The sequence below is a fragment of the Chryseobacterium sp. PTM-20240506 genome, from assembly GCF_048296755.1.
GTDB classification, from domain to species: domain Bacteria; phylum Bacteroidota; class Bacteroidia; order Flavobacteriales; family Weeksellaceae; genus Chryseobacterium; species Chryseobacterium proteolyticum.
In genome coordinates this window covers 992,503-1,016,851 of the sequence record NZ_CP182581.1, presented here as the reverse complement: position 1 = coordinate 1,016,851, position 24,349 = coordinate 992,503, and the positions used below count along the sequence as shown (strand labels likewise).

Annotated in this window: 22 protein-coding genes; 7 read left to right on the top strand and 15 right to left on the bottom strand. The window is 38.3% G+C overall.

All coding sequences use genetic code 11. The features are described 5' to 3' along the window. Positions 1-13: 13 nt before the first annotated feature. A complete protein-coding gene (locus ACNFU2_RS04380; RefSeq protein WP_273648124.1) occupies positions 14-814 on the bottom strand; it encodes a helix-turn-helix domain-containing protein in 801 nt (266 codons plus the stop codon). A 290-nt stretch (positions 815-1,104) separates the two neighbouring features. Between ACNFU2_RS04380 and ACNFU2_RS04375 the strand changes: the two genes are divergently transcribed. Both ACNFU2_RS04375 and ACNFU2_RS04370 read left to right on the top strand, forming a co-directional pair. Continuing rightward, entirely contained in the window at positions 1,105-1,875 is a 771-nt protein-coding gene (locus ACNFU2_RS04375) for a T9SS type A sorting domain-containing protein (protein WP_273648123.1), read from the top strand. Positions 1,876-2,034: 159 nt separating this feature from the next. Further along, positions 2,035-2,829, top strand: a complete 795-nt coding sequence (locus ACNFU2_RS04370) for a CPBP family intramembrane glutamic endopeptidase (RefSeq protein WP_418123895.1) — start codon at positions 2,035-2,037, stop codon at positions 2,827-2,829. Positions 2,830-2,951: 122 nt separating this feature from the next. On the opposite strand, the gene ACNFU2_RS04365 is transcribed toward ACNFU2_RS04370, so the two are convergent. After that, positions 2,952-3,221, bottom strand: coding sequence for a bacteriocin-like protein (locus ACNFU2_RS04365; RefSeq protein WP_273648121.1), 270 nt, complete (start codon positions 3,219-3,221; stop codon positions 2,952-2,954). Between the two features lie 468 nt (positions 3,222-3,689). Between ACNFU2_RS04365 and ACNFU2_RS04360 the strand changes: the two genes are divergently transcribed. Continuing rightward, positions 3,690-4,385 (top strand): VIT1/CCC1 transporter family protein, encoded by a 696-nt coding sequence (locus tag ACNFU2_RS04360; RefSeq protein WP_273648120.1) that lies wholly within the window; start codon positions 3,690-3,692, stop codon positions 4,383-4,385. 27 nt (positions 4,386-4,412) lie between these two features. On the opposite strand, the gene ACNFU2_RS04355 is transcribed toward ACNFU2_RS04360, so the two are convergent. Then, a complete protein-coding gene (locus ACNFU2_RS04355; protein ID WP_273648119.1) occupies positions 4,413-4,919 on the bottom strand; it encodes a hypothetical protein in 507 nt (168 codons plus the stop codon). A 312-nt stretch (positions 4,920-5,231) separates the two neighbouring features. Here ACNFU2_RS04355 and ACNFU2_RS04350 point away from each other — a divergent pair, with 312 nt between their 5' ends. Together ACNFU2_RS04350 and ACNFU2_RS04345 are read left to right on the top strand one after the other, a co-directional pair. Beyond that, on the top strand, positions 5,232-6,155 hold the full coding sequence (locus ACNFU2_RS04350) for an NAD-dependent epimerase/dehydratase family protein (RefSeq protein WP_273648118.1): 924 nt from the start codon (positions 5,232-5,234) through the stop codon (positions 6,153-6,155). Between the two features lie 30 nt (positions 6,156-6,185). Then, positions 6,186-7,094 carry a helix-turn-helix domain-containing protein gene (locus ACNFU2_RS04345; RefSeq protein ID WP_273648117.1) on the top strand — a complete coding sequence of 303 codons (909 nt, stop codon included), beginning with the start codon at positions 6,186-6,188 and terminating at the stop codon, positions 7,092-7,094. On the opposite strand, the gene ACNFU2_RS04340 is transcribed toward ACNFU2_RS04345, so the two are convergent. Next, on the bottom strand, positions 7,095-7,886 hold the full coding sequence (locus ACNFU2_RS04340) for a hypothetical protein (protein WP_273648116.1): 792 nt from the start codon (positions 7,884-7,886) through the stop codon (positions 7,095-7,097). Positions 7,887-8,605: 719 nt separating this feature from the next. On the opposite strand from ACNFU2_RS04340, the gene ACNFU2_RS04335 reads away from it, so the two are divergent. Beyond that, positions 8,606-9,091 carry a DoxX family protein gene (locus tag ACNFU2_RS04335; RefSeq protein WP_273648115.1) on the top strand — a complete coding sequence of 162 codons (486 nt, stop codon included), beginning with the start codon at positions 8,606-8,608 and terminating at the stop codon, positions 9,089-9,091. A 99-nt stretch (positions 9,092-9,190) separates the two neighbouring features. After that, on the top strand, positions 9,191-9,979 hold the full coding sequence (locus ACNFU2_RS04330) for a PhzF family phenazine biosynthesis protein (RefSeq protein ID WP_418123891.1): 789 nt from the start codon (positions 9,191-9,193) through the stop codon (positions 9,977-9,979). An 88-nt stretch (positions 9,980-10,067) separates the two neighbouring features. Here ACNFU2_RS04330 and ACNFU2_RS04325 read toward each other — a convergent pair whose 3' ends face one another. The 11 genes from ACNFU2_RS04325 to ACNFU2_RS04275 form a co-directional block, all read right to left on the bottom strand. Then, entirely contained in the window at positions 10,068-11,585 is a 1,518-nt protein-coding gene (locus ACNFU2_RS04325; protein ID WP_273648113.1) for a TSUP family transporter, read from the bottom strand. 4 nt (positions 11,586-11,589) lie between these two features. Then, complete coding sequence (locus ACNFU2_RS04320; RefSeq protein WP_273648112.1) at positions 11,590-14,466, bottom strand: TonB-dependent receptor; 2,877 nt, start codon at positions 14,464-14,466, stop codon at positions 11,590-11,592. 236 nt (positions 14,467-14,702) lie between these two features. Next, positions 14,703-16,376 (bottom strand): NADPH-dependent assimilatory sulfite reductase hemoprotein subunit, encoded by a 1,674-nt coding sequence (locus tag ACNFU2_RS04315; protein ID WP_273648111.1) that lies wholly within the window; start codon positions 16,374-16,376, stop codon positions 14,703-14,705. Positions 16,377-16,415: 39 nt separating this feature from the next. Next, complete coding sequence (locus tag ACNFU2_RS04310) at positions 16,416-18,125, bottom strand: diflavin oxidoreductase (RefSeq protein ID WP_273648110.1); 1,710 nt, start codon at positions 18,123-18,125, stop codon at positions 16,416-16,418. Then, on the bottom strand, positions 18,115-18,960 hold the full coding sequence (gene cobA / locus ACNFU2_RS04305) for a uroporphyrinogen-III C-methyltransferase (protein ID WP_273648109.1): 846 nt from the start codon (positions 18,958-18,960) through the stop codon (positions 18,115-18,117). Before cobA ends, ACNFU2_RS04310 begins: the two co-directional genes overlap by 11 nt. Positions 18,961-18,986: 26 nt before the next feature. Further along, on the bottom strand, positions 18,987-19,898 hold the full coding sequence (gene cysK / locus ACNFU2_RS04300; protein WP_418123887.1) for a cysteine synthase A: 912 nt from the start codon (positions 19,896-19,898) through the stop codon (positions 18,987-18,989). 27 nt (positions 19,899-19,925) lie between these two features. Next, positions 19,926-20,756, bottom strand: coding sequence for a serine O-acetyltransferase EpsC (gene epsC / locus ACNFU2_RS04295; protein WP_273648107.1), 831 nt, complete (start codon positions 20,754-20,756; stop codon positions 19,926-19,928). 3 nt (positions 20,757-20,759) lie between these two features. Then, a complete protein-coding gene (locus ACNFU2_RS04290; protein ID WP_273648106.1) occupies positions 20,760-21,998 on the bottom strand; it encodes a sulfate adenylyltransferase subunit 1 in 1,239 nt (412 codons plus the stop codon). Between the two features lie 47 nt (positions 21,999-22,045). Next, on the bottom strand, positions 22,046-22,954 hold the full coding sequence (gene cysD, locus ACNFU2_RS04285) for a sulfate adenylyltransferase subunit CysD (protein ID WP_273648105.1): 909 nt from the start codon (positions 22,952-22,954) through the stop codon (positions 22,046-22,048). A 10-nt stretch (positions 22,955-22,964) separates the two neighbouring features. Beyond that, positions 22,965-23,678: a phosphoadenylyl-sulfate reductase gene (locus ACNFU2_RS04280; protein WP_172282549.1), complete on the bottom strand. Its 714-nt coding sequence runs from the start codon at positions 23,676-23,678 to the stop codon at positions 22,965-22,967. A gap of 79 nt (positions 23,679-23,757) precedes the next feature. Continuing rightward, on the bottom strand, positions 23,758-24,174 hold the full coding sequence (locus ACNFU2_RS04275) for an RrF2 family transcriptional regulator (RefSeq protein ID WP_172282551.1): 417 nt from the start codon (positions 24,172-24,174) through the stop codon (positions 23,758-23,760). Positions 24,175-24,349: the final 175 nt, after the last annotated feature.

Below are 24,349 nucleotides of genomic sequence, written 5' to 3'. Positions count from 1 at the left end.
GTTTTTATTGATATTATTTTTTATTGGGAGCGTAGCCAAACGCTTTTTTATAAGCATATGAAAAATGAGAAAGATCTTCGAATCCCAGATCCAGGTATATATCAGAAGGCCTGTTTCCTTTTTCCTCTATTTGATATTGAGCATCTTCCAGTCTTTTTCTGACGAGCCACCTGCGGGGGCTCGTCAGAAAAAGCTTCTCGAAATCTCTTTTGAATCCGGCCAGACTTCTCCCTGTAAGAAAGGCAAAACGTTCAATACTGATATTATATCTGTAATGGCTATTCATAAATGCCTCGAGATTAATTTTACCCGGCTCTCTGAAATCAAAAAGGATATTCTTAAACTGTGGATTGTTTTTGATCAGTAACATGATCAGCTCCCGGGTTTTTAACATTAGAATATGATGATCAATTTCAGGCTCCTGCAGATAGGGAATCAGAGATTCTGTAAATCCTTTGAGAAGATTGTCGGGACTGATCAAAAGCACTTCTCCGGACAAATTCATTTCATCTGCTATCCACCCATATTGATGACTCATTTCCTTTAAAGTGGTTTGGTCAATATGGATAGCAATTGATTTAAAGCCATCAGCACCGGTATTTTTAACGTATTTAGCCAGCTGATTCCTTCTGAAGAATCTGAAATCTCCCTGTTGAAACGAATATTTTTTGTTGCCAAGCCATACCTCATGTTTTCCCTGCAGGATATAGCTGAAGATATGGTCGGTTACAAAGGCCTCTCCTTCTACATCAGCTCCCTTATAATCATTTAATATTAATCTTGGTCCTAAAACAGTTGATTCTTTCTTTTCCATGCTTGTATCATTATTTGCATGGACAAAATTATGGGGGAAATCAGAGTTTAACTTTGCTGGAAAGCTCAAAATACTTTGTTGAAAAGCTCGGACTGAATGATATGATGATGGGTCGTATCATTTTAATATGAGCATTATCGGAGTTTCTTTTAATAGTATGTTATAGACGATTACTAGGGAAAACAAGACAGATACTAGACCAGTTTGCTCAGTTGCTAGTTGTTTGTTGGCTGTACCCTATTTTAATCTCAATTTTATTAAAAATATTTTACTAACCTAAATTTAATTGCATGAAAAAACTAATTCTATTTTTATCCTTTATGTCTTTCTTTCAAAGTCAGATAATTGCGCAGATAATTGCTCCTGTAAGAGATACCTATAACATTACTTTTACCAGGGATGACAATTTTATAGGTGAAACCGTACCAGGGCACGCCCATACAAATGTTACTCTGGATATAAAAATTGGCTCTAATATAAGAACAAATACTTTTCTTCCAGATGTTGTTTCCTCAAAGGATTATAATTTTCCTGTGATCTATCTTCTTCCCGGGAGCCCGGCCCCTGTCACCTATGTTAATGTAACTTTTAGTACTCCATCCTTACAAAGCGGATATTATGAGCTTGGAACCCATGTTGGAGATGAGACTATAATTCCTCCTGTGACCTACTATACCGGTCAATTCGGATACGGTGTTGCGATTACCTGTATTGCTACCAATAAATATCTCATGAGAATTACCCGTTTTGAATGTAATATATGCATTCCGGGAGGTGGTATACCGGTTTCAAAAACAGCAAACCCTCAAAATACACCACTAATAGCTCCAAATCCAAGCATGGGACTTAGCGAATTGTATTATACGGCTGCAGGTAAGGAAACAGTTTCAATAAACATAGCAGATATTAATGGTAAAACAATAAATGCTTATTCTAAGGATTTAGAAGCCGGTTTACAAAAGCTTCCTATTGATATTCAAAATCATTTGAGCGGTACTTATATTGTTCAATGGAGATCCAGTACCGGTAAAGCCGGAAGTTTGAAACTGGTTAAAAAATAAATAAATCAAAAAAAACTGCTCTCAATAGGTATTGCTCCTGCATTTTGCAGGAGCTTTTTTATTCAGTTCCAACAGAAAATTCTTAATTGGCTTTTTTATTATTATTTTTACTTTCAGAAACCAAGCAGTTATTAGTTTAATTAAAGTATCATCAACCATATGGAAAGAAAAGAATTCATTAAAACAGGAGTATTATTTTCTGTTTTGATGATGAGCATCTTCACTCAGCTTATATCTGTTACAGGATTTTTAATTATAACGTTGTTTGCAGCTTTGGTCTATCTGTATACTGTTCTGGAAAAGAACCTGAAATACAGCAGGTTTTTATATCATACTTTGGCACTGGTAATTCTGGCTGTTTCGATTATTATTTTTCAGCATCTGTTGCCGGGGTTTAATAATGTGCTCATTTTCGACAAAATACAGGTTTCAAAAGACGGTGTCCCTTTCACAATGTACTTTAATATAGATAAAACGTTGGCAGGACTTACCCTGTTGTTATTTGTAGTACCGCCTGGAACTGGTTTCAGGTCCGCTTTGAAGAAAAGCTGGTCCCTGATTTTGATGACCATTCTTTTGCTGATGGGACTCACACTATTATTTAGTTTTGTAAGAATTGATATTAAATTTCATCAGTATTTCTTTGTATGGGCTTTGAATAATGTATTGTTTGTCGTCATGGCCGAAGAGGTTTTGTTCAGAGGTTTCTTTCAAAGGCATTTGTCTTTGCTGAATATTAAAAACAGTCAGATAATTGCTGTTGTTATTGCCGGATTAAGCTTTGGAGCGTTGCATTGGGCGGGTGGAATATTGTATGTTCTGTATGCTGCAATAGCCGGGATTATGTATGGTTTAATTTACCAGAGATCAAACAATATACTGGTGAATATATTGAGTCATTTTTTATTGAATATCATTCATATTCTGTTTTTTACCTATCCATTTTTAAAATAAAAGTTTGTCCGTAAATCTCCGGTTCTATACCCGCTGATTAATGTGACCAAGATTTGTATTGCTTATTTCTGAGCATAAAAAAACCGCCCTTTTCGGAGCGGTTATTAGTCTTTAATTTTTTATTAGTTGCAAGTGTTTGCTCCACAGCTAACAACAGTAATGTGTACTACGTTGTTGATTCCGCACTGCACCTGGCAAAGTCCGTTTTCAAGATTTTTGATCACTTGAACAACAGTTCCTCCAACTGCACCACCAACAGCACCGATAGTACCGCCAACGATAGTTCCAACACCTCCTAATACACCACCTACTAATCCTAAGATTGGATCAAGGAATCCATCTCCTGAAATAGTTTTCAATTGCTCTCTGTCTAATTTTTTTAAATTTTTCATGATATAATTTTTTATGATTAATACATCACTAAGATATGAAAAATTATAATATGACAAATTTTTTTTGAAAAAAATAATTAAATATTCTTATAATTTAATATTCGATTAATATATCGGGTGTTTAGTATGGATATCGTTTTTGTAAAAACACCCTTTCTGAATGCATTTTAACGGATATTAGGGGGCTTTTTTTCCGGAATGAATATTTATTTATAGATCCTGGTTGTAGCGTTGCGTTATTTTAATGTTGTATTATTGTTACAGCTCGCTCCTGTAAAACAACAAATTTCTAAACAAATGTTTGACCCCAGGAGGTGCATGTACTGTTGATTAGAGATTATAAATATTTTTTTCGAAATGAGAAATTGTTGAAATGGCGTTTAGCATTGTCTTTTTATTTTTACAAAAGTAGAATACGGTATTATTTCCTTATATTTAAGATGAGAATAACTATTTATTCATTCGTGTATGCATCATCAACAGGAAAAACATTATGTAAACAGGGTTGGTTGGCTGCGGGCAGCCGTTTTGGGAGCCAATGACGGTTTATTATCTACAACAAGCATTGTTATAGGAGTTGCCGCTGCAGAATCACAGCGTAACACGATCATTCTGGCTGCATTAGCCGGGATGATCGCCGGTGCCTTGTCCATGGCTGCAGGTGAATACGTATCGGTGAGTTCACAGGAGGATACCGAGAAAGCTGATCTTCTGCGTGAGAAAAGGGAGTTGGAAGAAATGCCGGAAATGGAACTTAAAGAACTTGCCAAAATATACGAAGAAAGAGGTGTGAGTAAGGAAACAGCAATGCAAGTTGCCGTTGAATTAAGTGAGCACAATGCCCTGGAAGCCCATGCCCGGGATGAATTAGGAATTAATGAGATCAGCCAGGCCAGGCCATTGCAGGCTGCCATTGCTTCGTTGGCATCATTTGCTGTGGGCGCCATGCTTCCCTTTCTTGTATCTCTTTTAGCTCCTATTGATCAGATGGTTTATTTTCAATATGGATTTTCCATTATTTTTCTGATGACTTTGGGAGCTGTTTCTGCAAAAACAGGAGGCTCAAAAATCGGAATTGCTGTGATAAGGATTTGTTTCTGGGGAACTGCTGCGATGGGGATTACGGCACTGATAGGACATCTTTTTGGAGTAACCGTTTCCTGATATTTGCCAACAGTGACCTCTGCCCTATTATTTCCTTTTGATGCCAATCATTTTTAATGCCGTAGGGCTCAGATAGATCTCATCAAAAACGGTAAGAGATTCAATATCCGTAAATGTTTGAAATTTTAAATCATTTTTATTGAAAGATAATTCTATCGATTCATCATAGGATGCTGTAATGCGTACGACCGAATACCCATTGTAGGCCACTTTAAAGCCTTCAAAAAAGCAGTTTTGTTCGGCTTTCTTATACACATTGTATTCTTCAAATCCGCTTACAGCAGGAGTATCATCGGAAAGAACTTCATTGTGCTTAAGCGATTTCCAGGAAGAATAGTTTTTAGGTTCCTTCAAGACATTCCCATTTGGATCTACAGGAACAAACAGGGCAAGCGTTAAGGGATGCCTCAGAAAGTTAGCATAATTTTTCATCAGATTTAATGTCTGAAGATCGGCGTATCCTTCGTTTGAATAATACTCAATGACAAAATCGGTCATTGGGATAAGCTTATGGGAAGCATCATTTGGCATCATTAATATTCTCTTTGTCTCGAATGAATTTGATTGTTGGGCAAATATACAAGTTTAGCATAAATACACCTCCTTCACAACGTTCAAGAATGCGGATTAGTACAGGAATTTCCGGTATTTTTTCTTAGAATAAATAAGGTTAGGAATGGAATTGGGATTTGTCATTACGTTAGAATGATCAACACCTGTGATTGAAATATGTGTAGGGCAAGAACAGAGATTATGTTACAAATTCAGGTGATCGGGATACAATTTCATTCAGATTATGCCCGAATTTTGCATAGGAATATAAGTCAGAAATAAATACTCATAATTATGCAAACAATATTAGGTGCTAATGGCCAGATTGGCGAAGAACTGGCAAGGGAGCTAAAGCGGAATTTTACTTCCGATATCAGAATTGTAAGCAGAAATGCAAAAAAAGTAAATGACACGGATACCGTCTTTTCAGCGGACCTCTCTGTTAAAGAAAATGCGGTTGAGGCGGTGAAAGGAAGTGAAATTGCTTATTTCACACTAGGGCTTCCGATGGACTCGGATCTTTGGGAAAAACAGTTTCTCCTTATTACAAAAAATATAATTGAGGCTTGTAAAGTAAACGGAACCAGGCTGGTATTTTTTGATAATACCTACATGTATCCTCAAAATGGTAACGTTCTTACGGAAGAAACACCGTTTGCTCCTGTGGGTAGAAAAGGAAGAGTAAGGAAGAAAATGGCAGAAATGCTTTTAAAAGAAATGGCAGCAGGAACTATGGATATTGTCATCTGCAGAGCTCCGGAATTCTATGGCCCCGGAAAAACACAGAGCATTACCAACGCTTTTATTTTCGATGCTATTAAAGAGGGAAAAAAACTAAAGGTTCCTTTAAGAGATGATAAGTTAAGAAGCTTAATCTGGACACCCGATGCGAGCAGAGCTACCGCTTTGATTGGTAATACACCCAATGCCTATGGTCAAACCTGGCACTTACCTGTTGATGATCATCGGCTGACTTATAAAGAATTCATTGCTTTGGCTTCGGAAATTTATGGACAGGAATTCAGATATTTTACAATTCCTAAATTTGCTTTCAGGATTGGGGCCCTGTTTAATGAGAAAGCAAAAGAACTGCAGGAACTTCTTCCCAGATATGAATATGATAACCTTTTTGATGATTCAAAATTCAGAAACAGATTCCCGGATTTTGAGGTAACCCCATATCGAAAAGGCATAGAACAGATAAAAAAAGAGCAGTAAAATACACGGTAACTTATAAAACAACAAACGATGAAAACTCCTGAAAAAGTATCTTCTATTACAGCAATGCATCATTATCTGAAGCTTAAAAAACCTACGAATCCATTGATCAGTGTTTTTGATTTTAATGAAGTGTCTGTGTCTCCGGATACCATTCTGAGTGCTATTACAACGGAATTTTACGTTATTGCGATTAAAAGTGATTGTGCGGGAAGATTCAAATACGGTCAGCAATATTATGATTTTGAAGATGGAATCATGTACTTTATTGCTCCCCATCAGGTGGTGCAGTTTGAAGATATTCTGCTTTCTGACGTTAAAGGAAGTGTATTGGTGATTCACCCGGATTTTTTGCAGGGCTATCCTATTGCTTCTTCCATAAAGGATTACGGTTATTTTTCCTATTCTGCCAATGAAGCTTTACACCTTTCCGAAAAAGAAGAAAATTCCGTTACGGAAATTATCGCCAATATACGGCGGGAAACGGAAAATAATATGGATGTTTTTACCCAGGATTTACTGATCTCCAATATTGACCTGCTTTTGAAATACTGTGACCGTTTTTATAACCGTCAGTTTTTAACCAGAAAGAAAGTAAATAATGATCTCTTAACGCAATTGGAAACACTGCTTGATGAGCAGTTTAAAAATAACAGCCTCATCATCAATGGAATTCCGTCCGTACAATTTATAGCGAACGAATTGCACATCAGTCCTAATTATCTCAGCGATATGTTGCGTGTCCATACGGGACAAACAACACAGCAGCATATCCAGAACCGGCTGATTGCAAAAGCTAAAGAATTGCTGTCTACGACTTCAATGTCGGTTTCGGAAATTGCCTATCATCTTGGTTTTGAGCATTCGCAATCTTTTCACCGTTTGTTTAAGAACAGGACTTCGCTTTCTCCACTTGAATTCCGGCAGACTTTTAACTGATTATTCTTTTGCGGCCTCTTTTTCCAGTTCTTCCTGAAATTCAATAAGGGCTTTGGTGGTTCCGGATTTTAAGCTTCCGTTCTTTTCTCCTTCATCCCAGGTTTTAAAAGCTTTTTCTTTTAATCCTAATGTATAATAATAGCTTCCCAGAACCGTATACCCTTCAGGCTCTCCCATGCTTATTATTTTCTTTGACAGGGCAATTAATTCAGGATGAGGTTGTATTTTTTTTGAGGCGATTTTCTCCGGTTTGGTCAAAAGCCCGGGAGTATACTTCATCATTTTGAGCCCAAAAAGATTCATGCAGGCCTTTGCTAATCCTTTATTACAAAGTTCTTCATTCACTTCATCGGTTTTTCCTGAAAACAGGGCTTCAAAATCCAGATCTGAACCTGAAGGACTTTTTGTCTTATCATAGTATTCTGCTAAAAGCCGGGCTTTGTTTTGAGCCTCCAGAGGACTCTTTCTGTTATTGACTTCGGAGCTGTCTTTTTTCTGAACCCAGACGCCTTTTTCAACCCAATTGGAAATCCCGAGCAGTTTTCCTTTTTTAATTTTAAAGATGAAAATGCTTTTATCAGGATAAATAATTAAACTGTCATTTCTTGTAAAATAATCTCCATAATCCATATCACCTATCGCAACTTTCCCGTTTCCATCGAAGTTAAAACTGCTGTAAAGTGTATCGTCACTGCTTGCTTTGTAATATCCCTGAAGGGAATTGTCGGCATTTTGTGCCGAAAGAATATAGCTTGATAAAAAACATAGTATCGACAGGATGCATCTTTTCATGGTGCCTAATATTTTTGGTGTGATTTTTATTTGTGCAAAACTATTAAATAAAAAACAGTTATAATAATTGATAAATATCACATCAGTAGTGAATGGATGTAAGGAATTTCACCCGTAAATATTTTATTACCTTTGTCTGGTGTAAGGAAGTGCTTATGGTGAAACAAATCGGTTTATGGCATTATATAAAGGTATTGAGTATATTTTTGATGCTTACCCATTTGTTGATCATTCAGTCTGGTACAAATTCTTTTACAGCTCCGACCACTGTCTTTTTTCACATTAAGGAAACTTCCCATAAAGAATGTGATAAAGTTATTCTCAAAGAAAACAATACAACGCCTGTTAAATGTAATGGCAATTATTGTTCAGGTTTCTCATCATTGTTTACTGCACCATTTTCATCTTTTACATTCGGTAGATTTGAAAAGGATGTAAAAAACCGGTTCTTTTTATATGATGATCCATCCTACTCTTCTTTTTTTTATTCGATTTGGATTCCCCCAAAAATAACAGCTTAATTTCTGATTGTCTTTGGTCTTATCCAACAATGACAGAACCTTATTATTGCTTACAATAATACTATCCAGGATCTATATGCCGGAATATATGCACATTGCTTTATTCCTTCATAATCTGTGATCTGGATTTCAATAAAATGCAAGGCCGGGATTTCTGTGCCTTCAATAATGTTTAATTAAAATGAATTAAAAAATATAATGAAAACAACCATATCAAACTTTGAAAAAAACAGCAATACCATTTATATTATCTGTAGAATCCTGATAGGGCTGTTCTTTTTTATCGCAGGGTTTAATAAATTATTCCACCCTATTTTCCAGGGATATATGTTCAATACCATCAGCAGTATAGGCTTTCCCTTTCCGGCGTTCACTGCTCATTTTACAGCTTTTTGCGAGTGTGTATTTGGCTTATTTTTAATGTTGGGTTTCTGGACGAGAATAAGTTCTGTTGTTCTGATGATCATAATTCTGGTAGCCTTATTGACACATGATCTGAATTCAATTCCTAAAGAGCTTATTCCGATTAAGCCGGAAACCGGAGTTTATGAAATGGATGCGTTTACCTGGCTGAGTTATTTTCTTTATCTGCCTCAAACCCTTTATTTCCTTTTTCTTACCCTGTTCTTATTCCGGGGATGTGTGGGATTTGGGATTGATACTTCGAAAAAAATAAATGCATAAATATACCTAAAGGTCCATCTGAAAGATATTGCCCCTGTTGGAATACCAAGATGAAAAGAAATTTTTAATTTTGCAGGAAACAAGTTTATATCCGTAATTATGAAATTAGAATTATATCAGATAGATGTATTTACAGATGAGCTTTTCAGAGGTAATCCGGCATGTGTTGTACCATTAAAAGAATGGCTTCCGGATGAAACTCTTCTTAAGATAGCTATGGAAAACGCGGTTGCCGAAACAGCATTTTTTATAGACCTCGGTTCAAGAATACATCTTCGCTGGTTTACCCCTGAAATTGAAATGGATTTATGCGGACATGCAACACTGGCAACGGCCCATTGTCTGATTTCAGTTTTAAACTATAACAGGAATGAAATTATCTTTGAAACAAAAAGCGGTAATTTAAAAGTTACCTACAGGGATGGGCTATATTATCTTGATTTTCCTTCGAGAATGCCTTCCCCGTCCTCTTTACCGGATTTGATTTCAAAATCATTGAATATACAGCCTAAAGAGGTATTTAAATCCAGGGATTATGTTCTGGTATATGATAATGAAGATGATATCAGAAACATCAAAATCGACAGGCAAATCTTTGATAAGATCAATCTGGACCCGGGTGGCGTGATTGTAACTGCAAAAGGTGACCACAGCGATTTTGTTTCAAGATATTTTACTTCGCAGGCAAGTATTCTTGAAGATCCGGTAACAGGCTCGGCTCATTGCTCATTAATTCCTTTTTGGTCTGACAGATTGGGGAAAAAAGATCTTTTTGCAATGCAGCTTTCCGAAAGATTAGGAAAGTTATATTGTGAGGATCAGGGTGATCGGGTGATCATTGCCGGAAAAGCAAAAACGTATGCTGCCGGACATCTGTGGACGGAATGATTTTTATAGGAAGTAATCATTACATCTATATTGTTAGCAAAAAAGCTCCCGTGAGGGAGCTTTTTCTGTATAGGTAAAATCCTGGTTGCTAGATTATCGATTTGATAATTGTGGTAAGGCTCATTGCAATAACCACTATTCCTACAACCACAAACATTTTCTTTGTAGGAAGCCTGGAAGTAAGCATTGCTGAAAAAGGAGCAGTGAAAACACCACCCAGTAAAAGTCCAAGCACGATATTCCAATGATGGATACCAATGGTAAAAATAAAAGTAACAGCACTGGTAAGGGTTAGAAGAAACTTAGCAACAGTAGAGCTTCCTACAACATAACGCGGAATTCTTCCTTCTTTGATCAGGGTTCCTGTAACCAACGGCCCCCAACCGCCTCCGGCGAATGAATCTATAAAGCCCCCAACCAATCCAAGAAGCCTAAGGTTGGTTCTTTTTTTTGTTTTTATATGATCTTTTGTTTTTTCCTTGAAAGCATTCTTAAGAATATTCAGTCCCAAATACAAAGTATAACAAGCGATAATAGGCTTTACGATATGCGCATAATATTCGCCGTAATGGGATAAGGTTAATGCACCGATCACAGAGCCGGCAATGGCCAGCGGAAACAGAACCCAAACCAGTTTTTTATTGACATTTCCCAGTTTATAGTGGCTGAAACTTCCGGCTGCAGTAGTAAATGATTCTGCAGAATGAATGCTTGCGCTTACTACGGGTGGCGGAACATTGAGCAACAAAAGTATAGTGGTGCATATTACTCCGTACCCCATACCCATTGATCCTGCTACAATTTCTGCCAGAAAACCGGTAAGAAGCATCCAGTAAAAAATATGGCCGTCCTTATTAAGGAACACCTGAATGTCATCCGAAAGGTTAAACTGATAAATAATAATTCCTAATACGCCTAAAAGAAGTAAAACTCCGATGACAGCGAGATATATGTTTGCTCTTCTCTGGGCTATTTTGGTAATGTGGATCAGCTTTTCGATTTCCAGATCTGAATTCGAAAAGCTTTTTTTTCCATCAGCAAGATATTCTGTCGTTACCCGGTTCAGTTCTTTTACTTTATAATTAAAATCTCCCTTTAGCTGGTTACGAATATCCTGCATATTGTCCAGTACCATATCCATTTCATCAGGAATGATTTCGGTAAATGTTTCCCTTAATCTTTTGGCAATGGTTGGCGATTTTCCGTTGGTTGAAATAGCAATTTTCAGACTTCCTTTCCTGACAATGGATCCTAGATAAAAATCGCACAAATCCGGTTTATCCGCAATATTCACCAATAAATCATGATTCCGTGCCTTTTCCCTGATCTGACCTGCGAGCTCAAGGTCATTTACGGCAATAATCGCAAGATCTGCATTATTAAAATCATTCTCATTATAGGGTCTTTCATGTATCTGGATATTAGGGAACCGGGCTTGTAAAGCTTTTACTTCCGGAATAATTTCCTTGGCTACCAATTTAATTGAAGTCTCAGGGGAATTACCCAGTACCGATTCCAGCTTTTCAAGGGCAACCCTGCCACCACCGATAATAAGGAGTGACAGCTGCTCCAGCTTTAAAAATATGGGATATAAGGAATTGCTCATTTAATTATAGTTTTAAATCATAGGTAAAAGCCAGATAATACAATCCGCCTATTTCAGGCCCGGCTGCATATTGAAAATAACGCCTGTTAAAAAGGTTGGTAGCTCCAACCTTTACATTGGCATGGATCTCAGGAAGCTTCCATGTTGCCTGTGCATCTATGGTGTAATATGCCGGAATATTCCCCGAGGCCAAAGGACTTTCCCATAAAAACTGATTCTGCCATCTTGCTACGACTGTAAATCCGATATTTTTAATGATCTCCCTGTTTCCTATACTTACATTTACCATCCATTTTGGGGTGTTGAATGAAGTAATGAACAGGTCGGATGCATTGTTCGAAGCCAGATCATTGTAAGAAACGTTAGCATTGATATTGTAGTTTTTAATAATATTATATCTGATTCCCAGAGAGGTCCCGTAACTTTTATAAGTACTGTTGCTGTTGGTATATACCCGATAACGATCCTGCTTGCTTCGGTCGGTCATATCCAGCACTGCATTATTGCTTCCCACCTGACCGTTTTTAGGTACGGCCACTTCTACCTGTCCCAGAAAACCTTCGTAGATATTATAATAAAAATCCCAGTCCAGAACCAGTTTACTATTAAAGAAAACCGATTTGTATCCTACCTCAAATGAATTGATCTTTTCAGGTTGTAACTTTTGAAGATTGGCAACGGCTAAAAGATTCTTATTGTCCAGGGCCGCCTGGTTAAGGGTTTTCCCTCCGTCTACATCTGCATTCACAGCAGAAGTGAATCGATCAATTGATGCTAGCGTGTAAGAATTTTCGAGATATCCTAATCCTTCGTTGACCTTTGAAAGTCCTCCGACCCTTCTTACATTTCCGTTGTTGACGAAAGACAATGCTTCAAATAATGAAGGAAAACGATATCCATTCTGAAATGATGCTCTGAAGTTGTGCTGGTTTACAGGAGAATAGACAATACTTATCCTCGGATTCACTTTAGCTTCAAATTCAGGATTTCTGTCCACCCTTAAGGCGGCATTAAGTTTTAATTTATCGTCAAAGAAAAGCTTGGTAACCTGGGCGAAAATCCCATATTTCTGATAGATAACATCCTTACCAAATGTTCCGTCGGTTAAAGGGATGTTTCTTTCTTTAACCGGCCTATTAAAATCTACAAAATTGTTTCCATCGGGAGTAATGCTGTAAAGACGGTAATCGATACCCGCAAGGAGATTGAATATTTTTACAAATCTGCTGAAATCATAGGTTAGCTCCCCTTGATAAAAACGCGATTTTTGCTCCAGTTTTGCTCCTCCGGTTGCAGGTGCTCCTGCCACTCCTCCATTGGCCGAATCCCAGTTATTAATCCCAATAATTGTATTTTTTAATTGTTCAAAAGCCGGGGTTCCCGGGACTACTCTGTTTTTATCGGCTTCCCTTCTGGCAAGAATAAAAGCTTCATTAAGGCTTACACCGGCATTAATACTGTTCTGCAAAGCCGTCTGAAATGCATTTCTCCAGTTGCTGTTAGAAAGATTCGTAAGATCAAGATTATCCGCTAATGGTTTCAGATTATAGGAATCTCCTGTATTTTCTATAGAGACATACGCTCTGAATGTAAGCTCTTTACCAGTCAGTTCAACTTTGTGATTCTGCACCGTCGCATTTTGGAGGCGGATTTTATTTCCCCTCTGGAAGGTTCCGTCCAGCAATCCGTACCGGTATACATATGAAGTCTTCCACTGGTCTCCAAAACGGTAATATAATCCCGCATCAAATTTAATGTTCTTTACTTCAGGACTTACAAGGTCTTTTTCAAGATACCCTGTTCTCGATACATTGAATGTGGTAGGTTTGCCGTTATAATCTACTTTTACGGCAACCCGGTTGTTTCTTTCATCTCCGTATTTGTTCCAGAGATCCTCTGCAGGGTTATTAGCTAATGAAAAATTGGGATTGGCCGTAATCAATGGATTGGCGTTCTGATCGGTTTGATTATTCGAGATCCAATCGACTCCGCTGAAATAAGAGGCATTAACTTTTACCGCCAGATTTTTATTTAAAACTTTTGCAAACCGTATTGCACTCTCCCCCAGAGAACTTATTTTATGATTAACGTTGTCTACATGATTCACGCCGCCCCGGAAATAAACGCTGAGCCCTTCGGAGGTAAAAGGATCTTTTGTCTGAAGGCTTGCCAGTCCGTTGATGGCATTCATTCCGTAGAGCGCAGAAGCTGCACCAGGTGTAACCTCCATAGACTGTATATCCAGCTCTGTAGGTCCGATTGCATTTCCTAAAGGAACACCCAATGTGGCAGATTGTACATCTACCCCATCTACCAGCTGCATAAACCGGAAATTATTGGGAGAATTAAATCCCCTTGAGTTAGGAATTTTTAAAGTAAGGCTGGACGTTAATAGTTGTAACCCTTTTACATTTTCAAGGGTTTCATAAAAAGATGCAGCAGGGCTTTCCCTGATCGCCCGGATATCAATCTTTTCAATAGCTATTGGTGATTTTAAAACTTTTTCCGGAACTCTTGATGCAGAGATGACCACTTCATCAATGATGGCATTCTGCGGATTAAGTTCCACCGCAATTTTATTGGATAGGGATAATATTTCCACCGTTTGGGTGAGAAAACCTTCTTTGCTGATGATCAGCCTGAAAGGTACTTTTACCCTTGTACGTATTTTAAAATTACCCTGTTGATCTGTTAATGAAGTATCCTCAGTGTGTTCAACCTGCACCTTTACGGTACTGATCCCTTTCCGGGTATCGGTATTTTTTATCGTTCCGCTTAACTCTACGAGCTGCTGCTGCGCTTCTGCAAGAGTACAAAATAAGAAGATCAATAGAAATACAGCTGATCTCTGCAGAAAATATCCCTGCTTATTGTTTTTCATTTTTTCATTTTTTAGGTTATGTGAATGAGCCTGTTTAAACTTTTAATAAGGGAGGATTCAGATATGTTTTTAAAAACAAGCAACATTAAAGTCTTTGTGGCTTGTGATTTAAATAATTTAAACAGTTAATGCTATCATTGATTTAAAATCAACAGCACATACACATTCGTTTACCTAAAATAGAATGGTTTTGTTTTTTAGTTTGTTTCTGACGATAAAATGGTTGTGTCATATTTTCAATTTAAGTTTTGTAAATAACGATAGGAGAAATCACCGAAAGTTTCTTCCTCTAGTTTATCTTGTATGTAAATTCCAAAAAGCTCATCAAGCGTTTCAATGATTTCTTCCTCGCCGATATTCTCTTTGAATTTCGTGTTAAGACGGGTTCCTAAGCGGTCTCCCCCAATGTGAAGGTTGTATTTACCATAAGCAGTACCCACAAAACCGATCTCTGCATTAGGTGATCTTCCGCAACCATTCGGGCAACCTGTCATTCTGATCGTGATATCTTCTTCCAAAAGGCCATATTTTTCGAGTACGGGTTCTATTTTGGTTACCAGGGAAGGCAGATAACGCTGTGCTTCTGCTAAAGCCAGGGAACAGGTATTTAAGGCTACACATGCTACGGAGTTTTTGCGCAATGCGCTGGCTCCGGTTGTATACCCAGAAATACCATATTCTTTCAGGAGACGTTCAATTTCAGGTTTATCAGCTTCTTTAATATCCGCAAGAATAAGGTTTTGGTTACAAGTAAAGCGGAAATTAACCTTGCCGGTTTCTGCAATTTTTAATAAACCTGATTTTAACGGGTAATTATCCGTGTTGAGAACTCTTCCATGTTCAATAAATGCGGTGTAGAACCAATTTCCTTCATGGTTTTGTGTCCAGCCGTAACGGTCTTTTCTTTGTTCAAACTTAAATTCCCTGGCGGGTTCGAAGGCAAAGCCTGTTCTTTTTTCAACCTCCGCTCTGTATCCTTCGATTCCCATTGTATCGATTGTATATTTTAGCCTGGAAAGTTTTCTGTCACTTCTGTTTCCGAAGTCACGCTGTACGGTGATGATTTCATATACCGCCTTTAAAACTTTCTCTTCGGTATCCACAAACCCTAATACTGAAGCCAAACGTGCATAGGTAGCCGCATTTCCATGTGTTGCACCCAAGCCTCCTCCTGCTGCAATATTGTAGCCGGCGATTTTATTGTTTTCAATGATAGCGATGAGTGCAATATCATTGATAAATACATCTACATCATTATTAGGTGGAATAGCAATTCCAATTTTCAGTTTTCTCGGAAGATATCTGTCCTGGTACAGAGGATCTTCTTCAACTTTCCTGTCGACTATTAATTCATCATCGATCCAGATATCATAATAGGACTTGGTTTTAGGAAGACACATTTCACTGATTTTACCGGCTAATTCATAAGCTTCCTTGTGCAATGGGGACTCCGAAGGATTCGCAGTACAGGTTACATTTCTGTTCACGTCCCCGCAGGCTGCAATGGAATCGAGATGCTGTATATTGAAATTCTGGATCGTAGGTTTTAAATGTGATTTTAAAATGCCGTGCAGCTGAATGGTTTGTCTTGTTGTAATTTTTATCGTGCCTGTAGAATGATCTTCGGCAATGCCATTCAATCCGATCCATTGTTCCGGGGTTAAAAATCCACCGGGTAGTCTCAGTCTGATCATATATGAATACAACCACTCCAGTTTCTTGCTTACCCGCTCCTCCCTTCTGTCCCTGTCATCCTGCTGGTACATTCCATGGAATTTGATAAGGGTCTGGTCGTCTTCTCTTATAGATCCTGTGAAATCATCCGCAAGACTTTCCTTTAACGTACCTCTGAGTCCGTTGCTTCCGGTTTTTATTCTTTCTACCGGCGAAAGGTTATCTTTATTGCTCATTATTATTTTCTTTTAATTGGTGATTATTTCCGGCAGATTTTAATAAACATCTTTCGCGTACCTGCCACTAAGTTCCATTTCCTCGAGATAGCTTACTGCTTCGGTTCTGCTACGTCGTCCTTCATCCTGTATGATATCCAGAAGAGTTTCTTCTACATCACGGCTCATCGGGTCTTTGGTTCCGCAAACGTAGACGGATGCTCCCCCTTCCAGCCAGTAAAATACCTCCTGTGCTTTTTGTTTCAGCTTATGCTGGACATAAATTTTTTCAACAGTATCCCTTGAGAATGCGGTATCCAGATGCGTTAATGTTCCTGTTTTCAGGAAATCAATCAGTTCCGATTGGTAGAGGAAATCTGAAATGAAATTTCTATCCCCGAAAAATAACCAGTTTCTTCCTTCCGCTCCCGTGGCATCCCGTTCCCAAAGAAACGATCTGAAAGGTGCAATCCCGGTGCCGGGCCCTATCATAATGATATCTTTTTCCGGTTCAGGCAGTTTGAAGTGTCCCGCGTCCTGAATATAAAATTCAAGCTCTTCACCTTCCTTAAATTGACTTAAATAACCACTGCATAAACCATTTTGCTTCTGGTCATCAATGAAAAATTCTGATTTCGCTACCGTAATATGAATTTCAGTATCACCATGCGCTTCCAGTGAAGAAGAAACAGAATACAGACGTGGGGATTGGCCTGTCAGTATTTTAATAACCTGCTCAAACTCATCAGGTCCCTTTACCGGATAGATCCTTAGAAGATCCAAAAGACCTAAACGGACATCCGGAATTGAATGACCTGTGATCTTGGCATATTGTGCAACGACAGACTTTAATAAATAACTTATATTAAGGTGTTTATGCAAAAGCTCCTGCACGCTGGCGGTAAGCTTTGTAGTTTGTATCTGCTTTTGGGAATTGATTCCGGTAAGCCGGATGATCTCGTCCACTGCTTCCTGTGAATTAAAAGGCATAATCCCTAAAGCTGCACCCGGTTGATAACTAAGGGTTTCTTCGGTTTCAATCTCAATATGATAGGTTTCTTTTTCTGAAGTGATGTCGTTGAGGTTGATGATTGCAGATATTTTTCCCTTATATTTTCTTCGGCCGGAAGGTTGTTTTGGAGCTGAAGCATTTTTTAAATTTCCTTCTGATGCTTTTTGTACAGCTTCAAAAACATGTTCTATCCAGGTTCCGGCTTCGCTTTCATAATCAATATCACATTTTTTTAAAGGAACAATACGTTTTGCTCCCAATAGCTCAAAACGGTAATCCACGTCTTCTCCTGTTTTACAGAATAAAGGATAACTGCTGTCTCCCAATGCCAGAACCCCGAACTTAAGATTGCTGAGATTGATTTCATTTTCATGGATATAATCATAGAATTTTTTTGCCAGAACAGGTGGATCTCCTTCTCCTTGCGTACTGATAATCACAAAGAAATAGTCTTCTTTACCAAGGTCTTTAGGCTTATATTGGGAGAGATCGGCTAATTTGACCTGAATTCCCTTTTTCTTGATAATCCCTGCAAGTCCTGTTGCCAGCTTTTTACTGTTTCCCGTTTCCGTACCGTATGCCAGGGTTATTTTCCTTGTAGTGATGGGGTCTGGCTGGTCTGTATGGATAGGTGGTAGCACGGCAGTCGCAGGAGTTCCTGCAAGACCGGCTAAATATCCGCTTGCCCAGATGGTTTCGTCCCTGGAGAATTCCCCGGATATTTGTTTAAGGACATTTAATTTTGTTTCAGACAGCATATTCGAAAAAGTTTTGAGTTTTTTGTATTAGGCTTCCATTTTCAACCGATTTAAAATAAAGACCTTCTTCTGCTGCATTTTCCAGCCACGAAAACTCTTCATGCAGATTCACGATCTTGCCGATAATCACCAGTGACGGTGAGGCAAATGTTTTACCTTTAAAATTATTTTCAAAGTCATCAAAAGAAGAAGTATATACCTTTTGATAAGGTGTTGTGGCCTGCTCAACGACAGCTATTTTTTTCTCATCGGAAATGTTCAGCCTGATGAACTTCTTAACCAGACCGGCAAGATTACCTTTGGACATATAAAAGACGAGAGTGTCGTCGGTCCCGGCCAGTTCCTTCCAGTATTCATCTGTAAGAATTTCAGATTTATAATAGGTTAAGAAACGGACTGATGTGGCGTATCCTCTGGCTGTTAAAGGCATGCCTGCGTAGGCTGCTGCTCCTAAAGCTGCAGTAATACCAGGGATAATTTCATATGGAATATGATTTTCTCTTAAAGTCTGGAGTTCATCCAGGATATTAGAAAATACTGATACATCTCCTCCTTTAAGCCGTACGACGGTTTTGTTCTGGCGAGCATAATCTACCATTAGAGAATTAATGACCGATTGAGGGGTAGAAGCATTTTTACTGCATTCTTTACCTACATATATTATTTCTGCGTTTTTGCTGACATAAGTCTCTAAAATTTCAGGACTTACAAGTCGGTCACACAGAATAACATCTGCTTCAGCAATAATTTTTACTGCTTTTACAGTGATCAGATCAGGGTTGCCGGGTCCTGCACCGATAAGATATACCTTGGGTGCTTTGATACTTGTATTCATTTAAAATCGGTTTTTAGTTAAAGGATTTAGAAGAGTCCTTCAATCGAAAGATACCTTTCTCCGGTATCATAATTTACGGTAAGAATTTTTGCTCCGGGTTGTATTTCAGGGAGATGTTTTGCAATCGCTGCCAATGCAGCACCTGTTGAAATTCCTACAAAAAGTCCTTCCTGTTTTGCTGCTTTCAGTGTATATTCAAATGCCTCTTCCTTACCTACAGTAATGACGCCATCTAGAAGTGTTATATCCAATATGGAAGGAACAAATCCTGCTCCCAGTCCCTGCAAAGGATGAGGCGCGGCACTTCCGCCGCTTAATACGGGAGACAGCTCTGGTTCTACAGCAATTACCCTGATATTGGGAAAGGTTTCCTTTAAAACTTTAGCAATTCCAGTGATATGTCCTCCGGTGCCCACTCCTGTGATTACATAATCCAGTCCGTCGGGAAAGTCCTTTATAATTTCCTGTGCCGTAGTTTCGGTATGTATTTTTACGTTGGCAGGGTTATCGAATTGTTTCGGAATCCATGAGTTCTGGATTTCCTCTGCCAGTTCGTTAGCCTTTTCAATAGCACCTTTCATTCCTTTTTCCCTTGGCGTGAGCACGAACTCAGCACCGTAGGTTTCCATAATCTTGCGGCGTTCTATACTCATGCTCTCGGGCATTACGAGAATAAGTTTATATCCTTTAACTGCAGCAACAAGCGCAAGTCCTATTCCTGTATTGCCACTGGTTGGCTCTATAATGGTAGTATCTTTATTTAATAATCCTTTTGCTTCTGCATCTTCGATCATTGCTAATGCAATTCTGTCTTTGATACTTCCACCGGGATTGCTTTTTTCCAGTTTGATCCAGACTTCATGATCTGAATTAAAAAGTTTATTAATCTTTACGACTGGCGTATTTCCAATCGTTTCTAATGCGTTCTGAAATTTCATACCAATACAATTTTTATTTTTCTCTTTTTATATAACGAAGTTCAGCGACTCCGGTAATGTGTTGTTATCTTTTATTCTTATTTCCCCTTTATTATACACCAGGGAATTAGACGGAACGCTTTGAGTGATCCATACGTTTCCACCGATAATGCTTTCCCTGCCTATTGTTGTATTTCCGCCGAGGATAGTCGCTCCGGAATATATAATAACATGGTCTTCAATATTCGGATGTCTTTTTTGGTTGGCTTTTTCCTTCGAAACATTCAAAGCTCCCAAGGTTACCCCCTGATAGATCTTGACATGGTTTCCAATGATGGCTGTTTCCCCGATCACGATTCCTGTTCCGTGATCAATAAAAAAATGTTCCCCGATCACCGCTCCAGGATGGATGTCGATCCCTGTTTTGCTGTGGGCATATTCAGAAATGAAACGCGGTAAAATTCTTATTTCCTGTTTCCATAACTGATGAGAGATTCTGTAGACATACGTAGCAAAATATCCTGGATAAGCAAGAAGTATTTCTTCAGGAGAATCCGCAGCGGGATCAAACTCAAGTATAGAACGGGCATCCTTGATGAGGTGATCATAAATTCCAGGGAGTGCATCAAAAAAGCTATCCGTCTGCACTTCTGCAATTTCTTCATCACCGGTTATGCTGTTGATAAGGCAAAACAGTTCGCCATATAATCTGGCAAAATTTTCTTCCAACTGATCTTTTATCTCTTCTTTTTCAGGAAGAAAAAGAACTTCGTACAGGGTCGTAACAAAATTTTTGGCTTTTGCTTTATCAAAAAAAACATAGCCGCTATTTTGTTTATTGTCCCGGATTCTATCGATTAAATTACTAAATGCTGTCATTTTTTATTGAATTATGCATGCTGCCACCGTAGAATTAGATGTTTCATCCACCAAAATTGCAGATCCGGTTCTTTTGTTATTAATAAAACTATCGTAAGCAAGAGGTTGTGCTGTTCTCAGGGTAACCTTAACGATCTCATTCAGCTTTATCTCCCCATCAGCCTGTTCCTGTACCAGCGTATTGACATTGATCTTATAGTCTACTGCTTTTACTATTGTTTTTACAAGTCTGCTATTCTGTTGTAACAGGTATTTATTACCGGGCTGTAATGATTTCTGGTCGAGCCAGCATAAGAGTACTTCCAGATCTTTTTCTATAATGGGAAGCTGTTCTTCGGTCGCAAAAAGATCACCTCTCCCAATATCCAGATCATCAGCAATGTGAATGACGGCAGGTTGTCCTTCAAAGGCTTCTTCAACTTCTTTTCCATTAATTTCAATTGCTGTGATTTCACTTGATGAAACAGCCGGAAATATCTGGATTTTGTCCCCTTTTTGAAATTTTCCACTTAATATCTGTCCGGCATATCCCCTGTAATCATGTAATTCCTCTGTCTGTGGACGAATTACATACTGCACCTGGAAACGGCTTCCACTATTCAATTCTTCATCAAGAGTTACCTGTTCCAGGTATTCCAGAAGAGCGTTTCCCTTATACCATTCTGTTTTAGAAGATAAGCTTACAATATTATCTCCTTTCAGCGCTGAAATGGGAAAATAGCTTACGTCATGTAAGTCCAGATTATCGGCAATCTTGGAATAATCGGATTTAATGCTTTCAAAAACTTCTTCCGAATAATCGACCATATCCATTTTATTAATGGCTACAACTACTTTTTTCAGCTTGAGTAATGAAGCGATGATAGAATGTCTTCTTGTTTGTTCAATGACTCCTTTACGTGCATCAATAAGGATGACCATCAGATCCGAATTGGAAGCTCCGGTGATCATATTTCTGGTATATTGCACATGGCCGGGAGCATCGGCTATAATAAATTTTCTTTTAGCTGTTGAAAAGTACCTGTAAGCGACGTCAATGGTAATTCCCTGCTCTCTTTCAGAACGTAAACCATCCGTTAAAAGCGCCAGGTCCACTCCATCTTCATTTTTATTTTTAGAATGCTTTTCAAGGACTTCCAACTGATCCTGTAAAATACTTTTGCTATCGTACAACAGTCTTCCGATAAGGGTACTTTTACCGTCATCAACACTTCCTGCTGTTATAAATCTTAAAATATCCATATCTGTTAGTTATAAATGATTAGTTATAAATGATAGATGATAGACGATTAAAAGTAGCCTCTTTTTTTTCTATCTTCCATAGCGGCTTCTGTTACACGGTCGTCGATCCTTGTTTCTCCACGTTCGGAAATGCGGGTTGCAACAATTTCTTCGATTACTGCATCTATGGTTACAGCATGAGATTCAACCGCTGCGGTACAGGTCATATCGCCTACCGTACGATACCGTATTTTTTTTGTAGTAATAAAATCGTGGCTTTCTAAGGAAGCATGTTCTGAATTGGCAATCCATTGTCCGTTAAAATCTACCACCTCCCTGTCATGCGAAAAGTAAATTGATGGCAATTCAATTTTTTCTCTTCGGATATAATTCCAGACATCAAGTTCGGTCCAGTTGCTGATTGGAAAAATTCTTACATTTTCTCCCTTATGAATTTTTCCATTGAAGATATTCCATAGTTCGGGACGTTGGAGTTTAGGATCCCATTGTCCAAATTCATCACGCACAGAAAAAATTCTTTCCTTCGCCCTAGCTTTTTCTTCATCTCTGCGGGCACCTCCTATACAGGCATCAAATTCAAATTCTTCAATGGTATCCAGTAAAGTATAGGTTTGCAGCCAGTTCCTGCTTGGAAATTTGCCTTTAGGTTCTGTAAGGCTTTTAGCTTTTATCGTATCTTCTACTTTTCTTACAACAAGGTCCACTTCCAGCTCTTTCACCAGCTGATCCCTGAAATTAAGAACCTCCGGAAAATTATGTCCGGTATCCACATGAACAAATGTAAAAGGGATCTTCCCGTGACGGAATGCTTTTGAAGCAAGATGAGCCAGAACAATACTGTCTTTTCCTCCACTGAACAGCAATGCGGGCCGCTCAAACTGTCCCGCGACCTCCCTTAAGATATAAATAGACTCAGATTCTAACTGGTCGAGATAATTTAAATGATATTTTGACATATTTTTTTCTTTATTTATGGATATGTAAACCGCATTCTTTTTTACTGGCATCTTCCCACCACCAGCGGCCTGCCCTGAAATCTTCACCTTCTTTTACAGCTCTTGTACAGGGCTCACAGCCAATGCTGACGAATCCTTTTTTATGCAGATGATTATAGGGTAAGTGGTTAGTCTGAACATACTCCAGGACCTGGTCTGAAGTCCAGTGAAGCAATGGATGGAATTTGATGATCCTGTTATCTTCGTCCCATTCCAATTGCGGCATATTTTGTCTGTTGGCAGAATGTTCGGATCTCAATCCAGTTATCCATACTTTATAACCCTGCAATGCCTTTTTCAAAGGGTGTACTTTACGGATTGTACAGCATGCCTTCCTCTGCTCCACCGATTGATAAAATGAGTCCGGTCCGTTTTGTGAAACAAACTCTCTTATTTCTTCCGTATCGGGATAATAGGCTTTGATGTTCTTTTTAAAGAAAGCCCTGCTGGCTGTCCATGTTTCATAGGTTTGTTCAAAGAGCCTCCCGGTATCCAACGTGAAAATATCAATATCAAGATTTTTTATCAGGTGAGTGATTATTTGATCTTCGTAGCTGAAGCTTGTTGAAAAAATAACCTCACCCGGAAACCTTTCTGCAAGTAATTGTAGAAACTCAGTATTAACAGCATGGTCAGAGACTTCTTCAAGCAGTTTTTCGAATTCTTTTTTCAGATTATTTTCCATTTGAGATTGAAATTATTCCTGCAAATATATATAATCCTATTAATCCTACCAAATTAGTAGTATTTAAAATTAAAAAAAACTAACTTTTTTTCATAAACGTAGTCAGAGTGGCCTCCATCATGCTTTTTCTTGTTTTTTCCCTTACGATAATAAATTCATTTCTCAGATAACAGGTTTCTTCATCCACACAATCATCACAGGGTTCATAAAAGTTTAAGGAAACACATGGCGCCAATGCAATAGGACCGTCGAAAATCCTGTAAATATCAGCGAGAGAAACTTCGTCAGGAGATTTCAGTAAATAATATCCTCCTGTTTTTCCCTGTTTGCTGTTCACCAGTTTTACCCTCTTCAGCTCTAAAAGAATTTGTTCTAAAAATTTTCTGGGAATATGCTCATCTTGTGCTATAACAGACGTAGGCAGAAAGCCCTGATTGTAATTTCTTGCTAACCTGACCATTGCTTTTAAAGCATATTTGCAACGTTTGGACATCATAATGACTGCAAGTTATAACATTTTCTTTTATTAATGAAATGTTTTTCAGGTGGGAATATATAGCCATTTTGTAAAATTGTTGATTGGCCACCCGTCAGGACAGTAATTATTTATTCTGAAGAGATCTTGAAAAGCTGCATAGAGAACTTTTTTAATAGTACATATTAAGTTTTAA